The sequence below is a fragment of the Sphingopyxis sp. Soil_C_28 genome (assembly GCF_057657055.1).
Map to the genome: position 1 here is coordinate 230,614 of NZ_JBDGJE010000004.1, position 14,014 is coordinate 244,627.

Here is a 14,014-nt window from a genome sequence, read left to right on the forward strand (position 1 = left end):
AAGGATCCGATCATGGCGATTCCCTTCGATTATGAGACGCTCCGCCTGATCTGGTGGCTGCTGATGGGTGTATTGCTCATCGGCTTCGCGCTGACCGACGGTTATGATCTCGGCGTTGCGGCGCTGCTGCCCTTCGTCGCGAAGAGCGACGAGGAACGACGCCTCGCGATCAACAGCATCGCGCCGACATGGGAAGGGCATCAGGTCTGGCTGATTCTTGGTGGCGGCGCGATCTTTGCGGCCTGGCCCTATGTCTATGCGATCAGCTTCTCGGGCTTCTATCTCGCGATATTCCTCGTTCTGGCTGCACTGATCCTGCGGCCCGTGGCGTTCAAATATCGCTCGAAGCATGACGACCCAGCCTGGCGCAGCCGCTGGGACTGGGCCTTGTTCGTCGGCGGATTCGTGCCTGCGCTGGTGTTCGGGGTCGCGGTCGGCAACGTCCTCATTGGCGCACCCTTCCGTCTCGATAGCGATTTGCGCGCTTTCTACGAAGGGTCGCTGCTCGGTCTCTTCACGCCCTTCACGCTCCTCACCGGCCTGCTCTCGGTCGCGATGATCATATTGCACGGCGCCGGCTGGCTCGCGCTGAAAATCGAAGATGGTGCGGTGATGGAGCGGGCACGCCGTATTGGCAAAATCGCCGCGCTGCTCGTCGTCGCCCTGTTCGCGATCGGCGGGATGATGGTCGCGACGACCGGCATCGGCTACCGCATCGAGGGTGCCGTCGACGCAGCAGGCCCGTCCAACCCGCTCTGGACGACCGCAGTTCCCGCGGGCGGGGCGTGGCTCGACAATTACGGACGCCACCCCTGGATGCTGCTTGCACCGGTGTTGGGCTTCGTCGGTCCGATCCTTGCCTATCTCGCCATTGCCCGCCGCCAGCAGGGCCTGTTGTTCGCGGGATCGGCGCTCGCGGTCCTGGGCATCATTTCGACCGTGGGCCTGTCGATGTTCCCCTTCATCCTGCCGAGCTCGATCGACCCGCATTCGAGCCTGACCGTCTGGAACGCCTCATCGAGCCATCTGACCTTGTGGATCATGCTCGTCGTGACGTTGATCTTTCTGCCGATCGTGCTCGCGTACACGGCCTGGGTGCTCAAGATATTGTTCGGCCGTGTCACCCTCGACGACGTTCGCACCAACCCCGACTTCTACTGACCGGAGGATAGGCTATGTGGTATTTCACCTGGGTGCTCGGCCTCGGCCTCGCAGTGGGCTTCGGCATCTTGAACGGGCTCTGGCACGAGTTCCATTCTCCTGCCGACGAGGATGCGACTTTATAAATGATGAGCCGAAACGGTTCGGGAGGGACGGACGATTGAGTTCGCGCTTGGACGTTCCGTCGCCGCATGACAGGACAGCCGCCTATGACCGACCCGGAAATCCTTATCTGCCCGGCTTGCGACGGCGCCAACCGCGTGCCGCGCGCGCGTCTCGCCGACGCGCCGCGCTGCGGCAAATGCGGCGCGCAACTTTTTGAAGGCAAGCCGCAAGCGCTGGACGCCAGCCGCTTTGACCGCCTGATCCGCACCGGAACATTACCCGTCTTGGTCGATTTCTGGGCGGAATGGTGCGGCCCCTGCAAGGCGATGGCCCCTGTATTCGCTGCCGCCGCCCAAGACCTTGAGCCCGATTTCAGGCTGGTCAAAGTCGATACCGAGGCCGAGCAGGCGCTCGCCGCGCGATATGCGATCCGCTCGATTCCAACACTGCTGCTCTTCGTCGGCGGACGCGAGGTGGCGCGTCAGTCGGGTCTGATGGACCGTACGGCGCTCGCAGCCTGGGCACGAAAGTTGGTCCGTAGCTGATCCGGGCATCGATCTTTTTGGGACATCCGCCAAACGGCGAGCCCGTCGAGAGGCCCTCCCCGCGGCGCCTCACAACCGAAAAAAAGGCGCCCGCCAGAACCTAGCGGGCGCCAGATGAAGAAATTTATCCTCGTCAGAGGAAGAACTCTTCTGGGTCGCGCGATCCCGCTAGCGATACAGCGTGCGTCGCGATTGTACCGATGCGCCAAAAGATCTTGAAAGACATCGCGTCACCTGGCCCGTTGTCGCCAGTAGTCGGTGGCTTCAGGGCGAGCAGAGCAAGAAATGGGAGAAGCGGCCAAGATTTATCACCGCGAAAATTCAAGACATAAGCAGCTGCTTACAACCGCGCTCATAAGCGGTTCGTCGATAGCCTGGGCTCCCGAATCATGATCAGACACTTCGACCAACGAAGGAAAGCCTCATGCCTGTTTCGCCCCCTCTCGATTCCGATGAAGTTGTCACGAGACCGGTTCGCTCGCGCCGTAGCTGGGATCCTGTCGTGAAAATCACCCACTGGTCGATCGTCACGGCTATCATCGCCAACGCGCTGGTCACCGAGGAAGGGTCCGGCGTACATATCTGGGTCGGCTATGCACTCGCCGCCATCCTCGCGCTCCGCCTGCTGTGGGGATTGATAGGCCCCGCGGAGGCCCGCTTCTCGGCCTTCCCCCCGAGCCTGCGCCAGGCGCTAGGTCATGTGCGCGACATACGGACCGGCAAAAAGGAGGTTCATCGCTCGCACAATCCGCTCGGCGCGCTGATGGTCTATGCAATCTGGAGCATGCTCGGCGTCATCATCGCCAGCGGGATAGCGATGGCGGGACCACCTTCGACGGCTTTCCTCGATCGAGCGGAGTGGTCGGGCGAGGTTACCCAGAAGCTTGTCGTGGAACAGAGCGATGGCGATGAAGAGGCCGAAGGTGCGGAAGGCGAGGAAAGCGTGTGGGAAGAGGTGCATGAGACGGCCGTCAACCTGCTCTACATTCTCATCGCGCTGCATATCGCCGGGGTGGTCTTCGAGACGCGCCGCAGCGGCCGGGAAATCCTGTTGGCTATGTTGCCCGGGCGCGCGTAGTCCGTGGCCATGCAGCAAAGACGCAGAGCGCTGGAACGTCGGGCGGTCGCGACCACTTTTCTGGTGGTCCTCCAGGCTCTGGCAACGATCTTCTTCATGGCTGACGTCGCCGGCGACATCGCCGACGATGGCTGGAGCATGCACCTGCTCGTCGAAACCGGCGCGACCGTCGCGCTTCTCGCTGGCGTCGTCTTCGGCGCGCTCCAGCTGCGCTGGCTGATCCTTCGCGCCCGGCTCGACGAGACGGCCGTCGCAACGGCGCGCGGCGCGATGTCGGACCTTATCCGGCAGCGGTTTCTCGACTGGCACCTGACCGGTGCCGAGGCCGACGTCGCCCTGTTCGCGCTCAAGGGTTTCGATGCGGCCGAAATTGCGCACCTTCGCGGCGCGGCATCGGGGACGATCCGGGCGCAACTCGCGCGCATCTACGCCAAGGCCGGTGTGCACTCGCAAGTCGGCCTGCTGGCCCTGATGGTCGAAGATCTTGTCGACGGCGACGCGATCAAACCGACCGAAGCCAAACCGCAGGGGAACAAGGCATGAGAAGCCACCGCGAAAGCCATCTCGTTTCGCGCATCGGCTGGCTACGTGGCGCCGTTCTCGCCGCCAACGACGGCATCGTCTCGACCGCGAGCCTGATCATGGGCGTTGCCGCATCGGGCGCACCGCGCGCCGCAATCCTTGTCTCGGGGATCGCCGGCCTGGTGGCCCGATAATCATGCTGGCTGTCGCGGCGTCATTTCTTCTGGCCGATCTTGGCTAAAGGAAATCTTGAACCGCATCGACTGGCCGGCTCCGGTCCGGCTGCCTTTTACAAGGAATGCCGAAAACAGACGATGCCATGATTCAGGGCCAGTTCGCGTTTGGGAAAATTCGGGCATCTTGGCCGTCTCGATTGCGGAAGGGCTCGACATCCGAGCAGCCGGGCTTAGCTGAACCGGAGCCTTGCATTCAGTTGGCCGGAGCGATCCGCAGAAAGCGTTTCAGCGTCTCGAGCAGGAAGAGGACAAGCAGGCCGGTTGCGGCCACCCACGCGCTCTCAGCTGGACCAAGAGAGCCGAAGGACAGCAAAGTGCGTACCGGCGGGGCGAATTGTGCAAGTCCGAGCACCACCGCGACCACCGCTACGACTGCCGCAAGGGCGATATTGGGCCGCACGACCGCGCGAAAAAGCGAGGCCGAAAAGGACCGGTTGACCAGCACGAGAGCCAGCACGCACGTCACCAACGCGAAGACAGCAAGGCTGCGCAACCCGGCTTCTGCGATGCCAATGCCACGTGCCCAAAGAAGAAGCGCGGCGATCGCGGCGAAGGCGACGCCACCTTGCGCGACCGACCATATGAGCAGCGCGCGCGGCATCAACGCACTGTCGGGCTCGCGCGGCGGCCGCTGCATCACGCCCTCCTCCTCAGTTTCCGCCTCGAACACCAGCGAACATACGGGATCGATGATCATCTCGATCAGGGCGATGTGGATGGGCCCAAGAAGAATGGGGAAACCGAGCAGCAGCGGGGCGAGCGCCAGCCCCGCGATCGGGACGTGCACCGCGACGATGAAACCCATTGCCTTGCGCAGATTGTCGAATATCCGGCGCCCGACGCGGATTGCAGTCACAATAGATCCGAAATCATCGTCGAGCAGAACGATCGAAGAGGCTTCGCGCGCGACGTCGGTGCCGCGCCCTCCCATCGCCACCCCGATATGCGCGGCCTTGAGCGACGGCGCATCGTTGACGCCATCGCCAGTCATTCCGACAATCTCGCCCGCCGCCTTGAAGGCCTGGACGATGCGCAGCTTCTGTTCGGGCATGATGCGCGCAAAGATCGTGACGCGAGGCAGCGCCTCGGCCAATCCCGCGTCGTCCAGCTCGGAAAGCATAGCGCCGCTCATCACCTCGCCTTCGGCGAGGCCAGCTTCGCGCGCTATCGCCCGCGCCGTCTCGGGATAATCGCCGGTTATCATGACAACGCGGATACCCGCGCTGCGGCACTGGCGGACGGCTTCGGGCACGGACGGGCGGAGTGGGTCGTGAAGTCCAACCAGCCCATGGAAAACGAAATCGAATTCGCGCTGGCTGGCCGGAGGAGTCGACCCGGACCAGCGCGCCTCGGCGACGCCGAGGACGCGCAGTCCCTGTACCCCCATCAGGTTCGCGGCGGCGCGAACCGCGGCGCGCGCCGCGTCGTCGAGGCGGCAAAGCTCGGCGATAGCCTCGGGCGCGCCCTTTGCGGCAACGAGCCGTTCGCCTCGCACGCCATCGCCCATCTCCCAGAGGTGGGACACCGCGAGCAACGCCGGATCGAGCGGGTAGCGCTGCTCCAGCTCCCAGGCACCGTCACGCCGCATCACATGCCCAGCGGCGACGCCCTGCGCCGCGAAATCATGAAAGGCGATCTCCATCGGATCGAAAGCCTCGGGTGCGCTCGCGAGCACGCCGAGTTCGACCAGCGGCCAGAACATGCTTGGTAGAACATCCTCCGATCGTGCGTCGAACGCGTGCCCATCGGGCAGTCGCAAAGTGGCAAGTGTCATCCGGTTTTGGGTCAACGTCCCTGTCTTGTCGGTACACAGAACCGTCGTTGATCCGAGCGTTTCGATTGCAGCGGCGCGCCGTGCCAGGACGCGTACGCGCGAAAGGCGCATGGCGCCCATCGCCATGAACACCGCAAGGACGACAGGAAATTCCTCGGGGAGCAGCGACATACCGAGCGCGATCCCCGCCAACGCGCCTTCGAGCCATTCTCCGCGCAGCAGCCCGTGAAGCAGCACCGCGAGAAGGCAAGCCGCGATGCCCCCGATCGCGAAAAAGAGCACGAGACGCCGCATCTGCCGGTGAAGGCGCGGCGCCTCGATATCGAGGCTGGCCAGCGACTGGCCGATCCGGCCGATCTCGCTCCGCCCACCGGTCGCGGCGACGCGGCACATACCGCTGCCGCCGACCACCAGCGCGCCGGAGAATATAAAGGCAAGCATATCGCCGCCGGCGCGCGGGGGATCGACTGGAAAGGGCGCAGCGATCTCGGACTTGCGGACCGGCACCGACTCGCCGGTGAGAAGCGATTCATCGAGTTGCAAAGCGTGGGCTTCGACGACCCAACCGTCGGCTGGCACTCGGTCGCCTTCGGCGAGGACGACGAGATCGCCGCAGACGACCTCCCGCCCGGCTATGCGCAGCCGCTCGCCGCCGCGGATGACGAGCGCGCGCGGACTGGCGAGATCGCGAAGGGCCTCGAGCGCCTTTTCGCTCCGCGATTCCTGGATGACGGTGATGACCACCGACAATGTCGAGAGTGCGAGCAGCACCAGCGCCTCACGCGTGTCGCCGAGCGCGAGATAGACGGCTCCGCCCGCGACGAGCAATGCGAGCATCGGCTCGCGGATGACGTCGAACAGGATGCGGAGTCCGGTCCTTCGCCCCGTGCTCGGCAATTCATTGGGCCCGTCGGCCGCGAACCTCGCGCGCGCTTCGGCCTCGCTCAACCCTGCGAAGTCAGGTTTGTCTGGGTCATTGCGTGTCGGGGCCGCCATTTGCGGTTCGCTCGCCATCTCAATCACGCACGACGAGAACCGAGCATTGCGCGCGGCGCGATACGCGCAATGCCGTTGTCCCGAAGATTGCGTCGGTCCATATTGCGGGGGACGGCGCCAGGATGATGAGATCGGCGCCAATCTCTCGGGCGGCAGTGAGGATAGCGCGATAGGCGAGCCCGGATTCCACGCGGCACGTGACAGGTCCGGCGTTTTCAATCCCGTGTCCGAGAGCGGCAAGACGCGCATGAGCGCTCTCGAACAGGAGCCGCGTCGTGACGGGCGACCGCTCCGCCCGTGCCAGGACGCTCCAATCCGACAATATGGTCAGCAAAGTTAGTGACGCATCGAATGCGCGCGCGGGCGTGGCAGCCGCGGCCAACGCGCCGACCGATTGTCCGCACTTGTCGAGATCAACCGGTACGAGAATGTTGCGGTACATGGCCGCGCTCCTGCAAAACTTACCCGACCGGCGCTGGGGCGCCTGGAAATCGCCCGATATATCTAGCGGGATCGGGCAGTCGCAGCCTTAAGCATGTCTACGTAGTCGGCCCGGACGAGCGAGTTTCGCACCCTCGATCCCGATCAATGCATCAGCAGCAGTGGGACAGAACAGTCTGCGAGCATTTTCTTGGTAACCCCGCCAAAGGTTTCGCGCCACCGTCCGCGACCATAAGCTCCCATCACGACATAGTCTGCGCTCCAGCGATCGCACTCCGCAGCAATGCACGCACTGGGGTGGCGACCGCCACGCGCGGTGACGCGGGTTTCCGCCCGGATGCGATAGCGGGACAGATAGGCGGCCGCGTCCGCGGGATCGGCGCCATTATCTCCGTCGCGCGCCGTAAAGATTTCGATCTCCTTGGCGAGCGAAAGAAGGGGAACGCTCGCACGAAGGGCGGCTGCCGACGAAGAGCGGCCATCCCAGGCGATGAGCACGCGGTCGAACTCGAAGCGCTCGAGCGCGGGCGGGACCGCGATGAGGGGCGCATGGGTGCGAGCCAGGATGTGCGTCACGATCGCGCGCATGTCCGGCACCCGGTGACCATCGAGCGCGCGGTTGAGGACGATGAGATCGGCAAGGTCGGCCGCGTCGGAAACGCAGCTCGCGATGTCGCCCGTTGCATCAGCCCAGCTCCAGTCGATATCCTCGCGAGAAAGCCGGTCGCTCATCGCGGTCTGGTTCCGGGCCTCGCCGGCGCGTTCGTCAGACAGGATCGCGGACTCGCCGAAACCGACATAGATTTCGCCGGCAATGATCGGACTCGATGTCACGTCGAGACAGGCGAGGTGACCATCGAGAGCGCGGGCAATACCAAGGGCGGCGTCAAGTCTCGCGTCCTGGCCCTCATCGTCATGGACCAGCAGAAGTACCGTCTTCATGTTGCGCTCCTATACAGTCAGCGCCAAGGTTGCGGCAAAATCGCATGTCGTGACTATGCGCAATGATACGGATGAACAGGGACCCCGTCGGGGAAGAGAGCAGCTTCCTCAACTCTCATGTCAGGAGCGACAAGGTCATGCCCGGGAAGATGCCGCACAGCGCCGGCGTGCTTTTCTATCGCCAATCTGCCGAGGGCCTGCTGGTTCTCCTGGTCCATCCCGGCGGGCCCTATTGGCGCGGCCGGGAGAAAGAGGCGTGGCAGATACCGAAAGGTGTCGTCGAAGCAGGCGAATCGCCCGAAGAGGCCGCCCGCCGCGAGGTGTCGGAAGAGATTGGGATACACTTCAGCGGTGCCCTTCAGCCGCTTGGCAGCATCCGTCAGACCGGTGGCAAAAGGGTGACGGCCTTCGCGATTGAGCAAGCCGTCGATCCAACGGAGATCGTCAGCAACCGGTTCGAGATCGAGTGGCCGCCGCGCAGCGGCCGTCGCCAGCACTTTCCCGAGATCGATGCCGCGCGATGGTTGACGCTCGCCGAGGCCAGTGATGCGATACTTCCAAGCCAGCGCGAGTTGCTCACCAGGCTCATAAATCTGCTCGACCATGAGGCGATCAAAGCCGGATAGAGAAAAGGGTTCAAACGTTGCCGAGCGTTGCTCCGGCAGCGCTCCGGGACGCGCTAGGCCGATTGGCGCATCTTCCGGTCAGGTGGTTTCGCCGGCAAGGCGCCTGACGGTATCGACGAGAGCGTGTTCGCGCAGCGGTTTGTCGAATACAGCCGAATAGCCGACCTCGACCGCGCGGTTCGACACCTCCGTCGACCCGAACCCCGAAATCAAAATGGCAGGCCCGGTCCAGCCCCGATCCCGCAACTGCTCGAGCAGCGCGATACCGTCGCCATCCTCCAGTCGATAATCGGCAACGAGGCAGGCGGGCGGGTTTACCACTGCATCGGCGGATGCCTGCGCCACTGTAGGAAAGGCGATGGCGTCGAAATTGCGCCCCTTGAGCAGCAGCAGCAGCGACCGCCGGACGGCGGGATCGTCTTCGACGATCAGGACTCGAGGGTTGTTCCTCATGACTTCAGGCCTTGGCTAAACTTCATCGGTTACCCAGGCAGACCCCTGGAAAAATAGCCATCGCGCAAGGGGCGCTGACAAGGCCACGCCCCGTGCGGCACTGAACTGCCGCCCCGGGATCGGCAGAAACGCCATCAATGCCCGAGGAGAAGCGGCAGGGTGCTTTCTTGCAACATGCGCTTGGTAACGCCGCCGAAGGCTTCCCTCAGCCGTCCCTGGCCATAAGCGCCCATCACGACATAATCGGCACGCCAAGCCTCGGATTGTCTCGCGATGAGTGCGTCGGGACGATGATGGGATCGATCGACGATCTTCACCGCGGCATGGATGCCGTGCCGGGACAGATAGGTGGCCGCTTCATCGGGACCGTTTCGCACCTCATCTTCGCGGGCCATGAATATTTCGACATCGGTGGCAAGCGCGAGCAAAGGCGCTGCCGCGCGGAGCGCCGCCGCGCAGGACCGTCCGCCATCCCAAGCCACCAGAGCGCGATCCAGCGAAAAGCGATCCAGCGTCTCCGGCACCGCGAGCACCGCGGCACTTGTGCGCGAGACAATGGAACTCGTGATGTCGCGCATATCCGGAAGCGGGTGTCCGGCGAGCGCGCGATTGAGGATGATCAGGTCGGCCAGATCGGCCGCTTCGAGGACCGAGGTTGTCATGTCCCCCATGACGTCCGCCCAGGTCCAGCTTACATCTTCGCGTGCCAGGCGGTCGGTGATGGCCGCCTTGTTCTTCGCCTCGCTGTCACGCTCGTCGTACACGACGACGGTGTCGCTATATCCCATGACTTCATTGCCGGCGAGGACCGGATACGGCGTGACGTCGATGCAGGCCAGATGTCCGTCGACCGCGCGCGTAATATCGAGGGCGGCCTGTAGCCGGGCTTCCTGGCCCGCGTCGTGGTGAACGAGCAAAAGAATATTCTTCATGAGCCAACTCCTTATCTCGTTCCAGCGTAGTTACGGCGCGCACTGCTCGGTATGCGCAAACATACGGATAAGAAGCGGCCGCCCCGTCACCGGAGCGGCCGCAGTAGGCCTGAAAGGCCGGGGTCGATTTCAGTAGGCGACCGTCAGATGGTCCTCGACCTTGGTCACGCCGGGTGCCGACCAAGCGGCGCGCTCGGCGATGCCGCGCTCGTTCCAGGCGTGGACGTTTCCGCGCAGACTCACCGTGCCACCATCGGTGGTCACGGTCACGCCTGCGGCATCGAGATTTGCCTGACGCTTGAACGCCGAGACGATGCGGTCTTTGACGTCCGCAGGCGCGGGCAGCTGCTTGACCTCGATCAGGTTGCTGACCCCGATTACGCCAGAGACGCGCCCGGCGGCCTTGCGGGCTTCATTGCTCTGGAAATACCAGTCGACCGTGCCCGTGAGCGTCACCCAGCCATGCTCGACCTTAACCTTGATCTTGTCTTCGGGAATCGCGACCGTCCAGGCGATCATGTCGACGATCCGCTTGGCGATCTCATGATCCGCCATTTTGCTGTCGGAGGCGAGGCGGACCTTGATCTCTTCGGCGATCGCCTTGACGCCCGAAACGCGCCGCGCCGCCTTTTCGGCCGCAAGCTTCTCGGTAAAATTCTTCACATAGCCGGACAGGGTGACAACACCCTGGTTTACGGCGACGCCGATCTCGGCATGTTCGACGGCAGGCTCCCATTCGAGTTCCGCCATAACGTCATGCTGCAGCTGGCTGTCGGACTTCTTCATCGTTCGTCTCCTGCGACGTGGGGGGAAAGGCGCCGTACAAGGGCGCCGACGTTGCTAGCAGTGCCGCGAGAAGCCGGGTCGCAATCGCCTCCCCGCAGCACTGCATCCCTGATTGCAGCGATCGCATCGGGTCGCGGATGAAATCGGAATCGCATTCAAAGACAAACCTGGCTGAAACGACCGCGAAGGCTCTGCGGAAATCCTGTGCCGCCTTGAGAGCAAGCACAGTCCCCTCCAAGCCAGAGCCTGGCAATCTCCCAGACCCTTCGCGGTCTCCTCAACCAAGTCGATGCTGTTCTGGGCCGCCCGGCAGTCCCGGCCTATCCGCATTTCCCCGTAAGGGTATGAAACGCCCCCGGGGACCCTCGCCCTTACGTAGCATTCCCGATTCAACGCATGATCGCCGCTCCCCTAAATCACCGAAGCCCGCACTTTGCGGGTTCCCCCGTCGACCGAACGCTTGCTGCGATCGCAGATGCTCAAGAGGAGACTATTCATGAACGACATGACCCCCGCCCGCGCCAACGCTGCGGCCGCCACGCCGCCCGCACCCGCCCAGTTCGGAGCGGCCGACTGGCTTCGCGCCGAAGTCGATCGTTTCATCGACGAAATGGGCAAGCCCGGTCGCAGCCTGCTCAGTCTCGTGCCGCGATTCGTCATGCCGAAGCCCGCGATCGAGTTGAGCGATGCCGGCGACAGCTACCGGCTGTCCGCAGAACTCCCCGGTCTCACCGACAAGGACGTCAAGGTGGAGATCGCTAACGGCGTCCTCACGATCGCGGCCGAGAAGCATGAGAGCGCTGAACGACGCGAAGAAGGGTGCCTGATCAACGAACGCCGCCATGGCCACTTCGAGCGCCAGATTTCTCTCCCGGTCGATGCCGACGAGGATGAAGTCACGGCCAAGTTCAAACATGGCTTGCTGACCCTCGAGATCGGGAAGAGCAGGAAGGCAGAAAAGCGCGTCCGCAAGGTCAAGCTCGGCGACTGATGCCGCGTCGCCGGCGGGATTTCCCGCCGGCAGACCATAGTCTCCACTTTGCCCGTCCGGGCCCGCACCGACGCAAGGACTGCCGTATGTCATATGATCATCGGTTTTTTCATGCCGCCGAGGATAGCCTGCGGCTGCGCATTGGCGCCGGCATCTTGTCGCTCATTCTTCTTGCGACCTCGATTGCGGCGCTTCGCCCCGGCTTTTAATGGCCGCATCCGCTGCTGCACCAGGCAGGGAAGAGACGATTGTCTTTACCTGCCGGAGTGTTTGACGCGATCGTCTTCGAGGCGAAAGGGCAGCGCGGGAGTCCCCGCCGGTCGGAGCGAGTCGGTGGTAATGATGACGCTCGTACCGGGCTCGAGCAAAGGTTCAAGCGCGGCGCGAAACGCAGGGTCGACGCTGATGCGGCCTTCAAAGCTCTCGGGGTGCGCGGTCGCGACGCGTTCGGGCAATTCCACCCGAAGCCAGTCACCTTGCCCCGCCGCACCGCTCCGCCGCACGAAGACGGTTGTCCCGGTGACTGGCCCTTCGATCCGAACCGGCGCCGAGCCGATTATGATACCATTGCGAAGCACCACAACGCGTTGGTCGGTGGAGCTGATGACGACCGATATCGAACCCGCTGGGGCCCGTTCGGGGTGCCAGTCGGCGGCTCCGACAGCGACGTCGCGATTGTCCCAGGCCAGCGGATCGCTCGGGGCGATCCGCGGAACATCTGCCACGTTGGTGACGATTACGGTCATGCCAAGCCGCGTTGCGCCATAAAGGAGCCGCGCAAATTCGTGTGGGAGGCGAATGCAGCCATGCGAGGCAGGGTAGCCGGGAAGATTTCCGCCGTGCAACGCGACGCCGCCCCAGGTGAGACGCTGCATATAGGGCATCGGCGCATTGTCGTAGATGCTCGAAAAATGCTTCGCCTCGCGCTGGAGGATTGTGAACACGCCGACCGGCGTGCGATGGCCGGGCTTTCCCGTCGATACCGTCGTGATCGCGATCGGGATGCCATTTCGGTATAACGTCGCGCGCTGGGTAGCGAGACTGACGATGAGTAGAAGCGGGCCGCGCGGTGCAATCTCCGGCGCCCAAAGATACTCGCCCGGTTTGAGCGTTTCCGCCGCGCCGATGACCGAACCGGGCGGCACGTCCGATTGCGCGATCGCCGAGGTGGAGAGAAGGAGAGCTCCCACTATCGGAAATATTCCAGCGCGACGCCGCATGCCCAAAGCTTTGGTCCTTGTTATCCGTCCGATCCGATCGGCAGGCCAGAAGCCTGACCAGCGTTCTCCATAACTCACCGAGCCGCCGCGAGGATTAGGGAAGAGTACGTAGCAGCAATCCGCGTGGATCAGGCCTCCCGGCTCGCTTGCGAGGGACCCTGGATTAGGGGCAATTGCGTAGCGACAGGCGGCGGCAGGCGCCCCATCGTCAATGCATCTGCAGATCGCGCGATCCGCCCGGCGGCGCGCGAGCAAAAAGGATCAGTGATGGCCGAAGCCGGACAAGACCTGCACGCCCAGTTTCCCGGCGAGGGGATTATCCTCCACGCGCTCAGTCTGGAGGACCGCGATTTTCGGGCCATTGCCGACCGCCATCATATGGTTGCGGCCGAGCTCGAGCGCATCGGGAAAGGCCCGGCGCCGAAGGACGACGATCGGATAGAGGCCTTGAAGAAGGAATGCCGAGAACTGCTGGACGAAGTTGCCGTGATGATCGCATCGAGAAAGGCCGAATGATGAAGGAGTTCGCTGAAATTCGCGAACGCCTCACCGCGCGTGTGGCCGAGCTTGAAGCGCAGATCGAACGGCTTGAGGCACCGCGCCGCGAGCCGCTCGACCACGACCTCCCCGACCAGGCGATTGAACGTGCAGACGACGAACCGCTCGACGCGGGCGAACGCGCGGTGATCCACGAAATGAAACTGACGCGGCAAGCGATAACGCGGCTCGACGGGGGGCTCTATGGCCTCTGCATCGAGTGCGGCGTGCCCATCGAGGCCGCGCGGCTCGACGCGGTTCCTGCTGCCAGCCGCTGCATCGCTTGCGAACGCGAGCATGGCCTCTGAAACTGCGCGGCGCGGCGGCAAGCCGTCACGGCCCGTTGCCTGCGCCATTTCGCCCGCTCTATCGGACGGGACGCTGCGGTTCGAGTTTATCGCGGTCCGGCATTACGGATATCAGCAAGGCGGCGAGAGTCGGCGCGCCCAGCTTTCGCATGGCTCTTGCACGATGTATTTCGACGGTTCTGTGGCTGATGCCGAGTTCGCGCCCGATCTGCTTGTTGGTCAGGCCGCGCACGAGTCCCGCGACGATTTCGCGCTCGCGATCGGTCAGATCCCGGATTGCGGCTCGTGATTGCGATCGGCGGTCGCCGTGCGGGGCAGGGTCGGAAGCCATATCGACCTTCTAGCGGTCGAGGCTTGCTGG

General features: G+C 63.7%; 19 protein-coding genes and 1 pseudogene. 12 read left to right on the forward strand and 8 right to left on the reverse strand.

All coding sequences use genetic code 11. The features are described from left to right. The first annotated feature begins 12 nt into the window (after positions 1 to 12). The 6 genes and pseudogenes from cydB to AC3A43_RS18330 form a co-directional block, all read left to right on the forward strand. A complete protein-coding gene (gene cydB / locus AC3A43_RS18305; protein ID WP_487793999.1) occupies positions 13 to 1,161 on the forward strand; it encodes a cytochrome d ubiquinol oxidase subunit II in 1,149 nt (382 codons plus the stop codon). 14 nt (positions 1,162 to 1,175) lie between these two features. Beyond that, a complete protein-coding gene (cydX, locus tag AC3A43_RS18310; protein ID WP_487794000.1) occupies positions 1,176 to 1,286 on the forward strand; it encodes a cytochrome bd-I oxidase subunit CydX in 111 nt (36 codons plus the stop codon). Positions 1,287 to 1,370: 84 nt separating this feature from the next. Continuing rightward, on the forward strand, positions 1,371 to 1,811 hold the full coding sequence (trxC, locus tag AC3A43_RS18315) for a thioredoxin TrxC (RefSeq protein WP_487794001.1): 441 nt from the start codon (positions 1,371 to 1,373) through the stop codon (positions 1,809 to 1,811). 424 nt (positions 1,812 to 2,235) lie between these two features. Next, positions 2,236 to 2,889, forward strand: coding sequence for a cytochrome b/b6 domain-containing protein (locus AC3A43_RS18320; RefSeq protein WP_487794002.1), 654 nt, complete (start codon positions 2,236 to 2,238; stop codon positions 2,887 to 2,889). 96 nt (positions 2,890 to 2,985) lie between these two features. Then, positions 2,986 to 3,432, forward strand: coding sequence for a helix-turn-helix transcriptional regulator (locus AC3A43_RS18325; RefSeq protein WP_487794003.1), 447 nt, complete (start codon positions 2,986 to 2,988; stop codon positions 3,430 to 3,432). Next, positions 3,429 to 3,599, forward strand: a pseudogene (locus AC3A43_RS18330) (VIT1/CCC1 transporter family protein); the annotation flags it as partial. The gene AC3A43_RS18325 and the pseudogene AC3A43_RS18330, both read left to right, overlap by 4 nt. A 241-nt stretch (positions 3,600 to 3,840) precedes the next feature. On the opposite strand, the gene AC3A43_RS18335 reads toward AC3A43_RS18330, so the two are convergent. The 3 genes from AC3A43_RS18335 to AC3A43_RS18345 form a co-directional block, all read right to left on the reverse strand. Further along, the gene (locus AC3A43_RS18335) at positions 3,841 to 6,417 is read right to left on the reverse strand and encodes a cation-translocating P-type ATPase (protein ID WP_487794004.1); all 2,577 of its coding nucleotides are present in this window, start codon (positions 6,415 to 6,417) and stop codon (positions 3,841 to 3,843) included. A gap of 19 nt (positions 6,418 to 6,436) precedes the next feature. Beyond that, positions 6,437 to 6,859, reverse strand: a complete 423-nt coding sequence (locus AC3A43_RS18340; RefSeq protein ID WP_487794005.1) for a universal stress protein — start codon at positions 6,857 to 6,859, stop codon at positions 6,437 to 6,439. Between the two features lie 143 nt (positions 6,860 to 7,002). Next, positions 7,003 to 7,800, reverse strand: a complete 798-nt coding sequence (locus tag AC3A43_RS18345; RefSeq protein ID WP_487794006.1) for a universal stress protein — start codon at positions 7,798 to 7,800, stop codon at positions 7,003 to 7,005. Positions 7,801 to 7,871: 71 nt separating this feature from the next. On the opposite strand from AC3A43_RS18345, the gene AC3A43_RS18350 reads away from it, so the two are divergent. Further along, positions 7,872 to 8,426, forward strand: coding sequence for an NUDIX hydrolase (locus AC3A43_RS18350; protein ID WP_487794007.1), 555 nt, complete (start codon positions 7,872 to 7,874; stop codon positions 8,424 to 8,426). 78 nt (positions 8,427 to 8,504) lie between these two features. Here AC3A43_RS18350 and AC3A43_RS18355 read toward each other — a convergent pair whose 3' ends face one another. The 3 genes from AC3A43_RS18355 to AC3A43_RS18365 form a co-directional block, all read right to left on the reverse strand. Further along, positions 8,505 to 8,879, reverse strand: a complete 375-nt coding sequence (locus AC3A43_RS18355; RefSeq protein ID WP_487794008.1) for a response regulator transcription factor — start codon at positions 8,877 to 8,879, stop codon at positions 8,505 to 8,507. Between the two features lie 134 nt (positions 8,880 to 9,013). Then, positions 9,014 to 9,811 (reverse strand): universal stress protein, encoded by a 798-nt coding sequence (locus tag AC3A43_RS18360; RefSeq protein WP_487794009.1) that lies wholly within the window; start codon positions 9,809 to 9,811, stop codon positions 9,014 to 9,016. Positions 9,812 to 9,940: 129 nt separating this feature from the next. After that, positions 9,941 to 10,597 (reverse strand): BON domain-containing protein, encoded by a 657-nt coding sequence (locus AC3A43_RS18365; protein WP_487794010.1) that lies wholly within the window; start codon positions 10,595 to 10,597, stop codon positions 9,941 to 9,943. Between the two features lie 496 nt (positions 10,598 to 11,093). On the opposite strand from AC3A43_RS18365, the gene AC3A43_RS18370 reads away from it, so the two are divergent. Both AC3A43_RS18370 and AC3A43_RS18375 read left to right on the forward strand, forming a co-directional pair. Then, a complete protein-coding gene (locus tag AC3A43_RS18370; RefSeq protein ID WP_487794011.1) occupies positions 11,094 to 11,588 on the forward strand; it encodes an Hsp20/alpha crystallin family protein in 495 nt (164 codons plus the stop codon). Positions 11,589 to 11,674: 86 nt separating this feature from the next. After that, positions 11,675 to 11,797, forward strand: coding sequence for a hypothetical protein (locus tag AC3A43_RS18375; protein WP_487794012.1), 123 nt, complete (start codon positions 11,675 to 11,677; stop codon positions 11,795 to 11,797). 45 nt (positions 11,798 to 11,842) lie between these two features. Here AC3A43_RS18375 and AC3A43_RS18380 read toward each other — a convergent pair whose 3' ends face one another. Continuing rightward, positions 11,843 to 12,778 (reverse strand): L,D-transpeptidase, encoded by a 936-nt coding sequence (locus AC3A43_RS18380; protein WP_487794013.1) that lies wholly within the window; start codon positions 12,776 to 12,778, stop codon positions 11,843 to 11,845. 297 nt (positions 12,779 to 13,075) lie between these two features. Here AC3A43_RS18380 and AC3A43_RS18385 point away from each other — a divergent pair, with 297 nt between their 5' ends. Both AC3A43_RS18385 and AC3A43_RS18390 read left to right on the forward strand, forming a co-directional pair. Continuing rightward, positions 13,076 to 13,324 carry an HP1242/YdcH family protein gene (locus tag AC3A43_RS18385; RefSeq protein WP_487794014.1) on the forward strand — a complete coding sequence of 83 codons (249 nt, stop codon included), beginning with the start codon at positions 13,076 to 13,078 and terminating at the stop codon, positions 13,322 to 13,324. Continuing rightward, the gene (locus tag AC3A43_RS18390) at positions 13,321 to 13,653 is read left to right on the forward strand and encodes a TraR/DksA family transcriptional regulator (protein ID WP_487794015.1); all 333 of its coding nucleotides are present in this window, start codon (positions 13,321 to 13,323) and stop codon (positions 13,651 to 13,653) included. Before AC3A43_RS18385 ends, AC3A43_RS18390 begins: the two co-directional genes overlap by 4 nt. Before the next feature lie 58 nt (positions 13,654 to 13,711). Here AC3A43_RS18390 and AC3A43_RS18395 read toward each other — a convergent pair whose 3' ends face one another. Beyond that, positions 13,712 to 13,876 carry a LuxR C-terminal-related transcriptional regulator gene (locus AC3A43_RS18395; protein WP_487794295.1) on the reverse strand — a complete coding sequence of 55 codons (165 nt, stop codon included), beginning with the start codon at positions 13,874 to 13,876 and terminating at the stop codon, positions 13,712 to 13,714. Between AC3A43_RS18395 and AC3A43_RS18400 the strand changes: the two genes are divergently transcribed. Further along, complete coding sequence (locus AC3A43_RS18400) at positions 13,817 to 13,942, forward strand: hypothetical protein (RefSeq protein ID WP_487794303.1); 126 nt, start codon at positions 13,817 to 13,819, stop codon at positions 13,940 to 13,942. The two genes, AC3A43_RS18395 and AC3A43_RS18400, sit on opposite strands and share 60 nt — an antisense overlap. Positions 13,943 to 14,014: the final 72 nt, after the last annotated feature.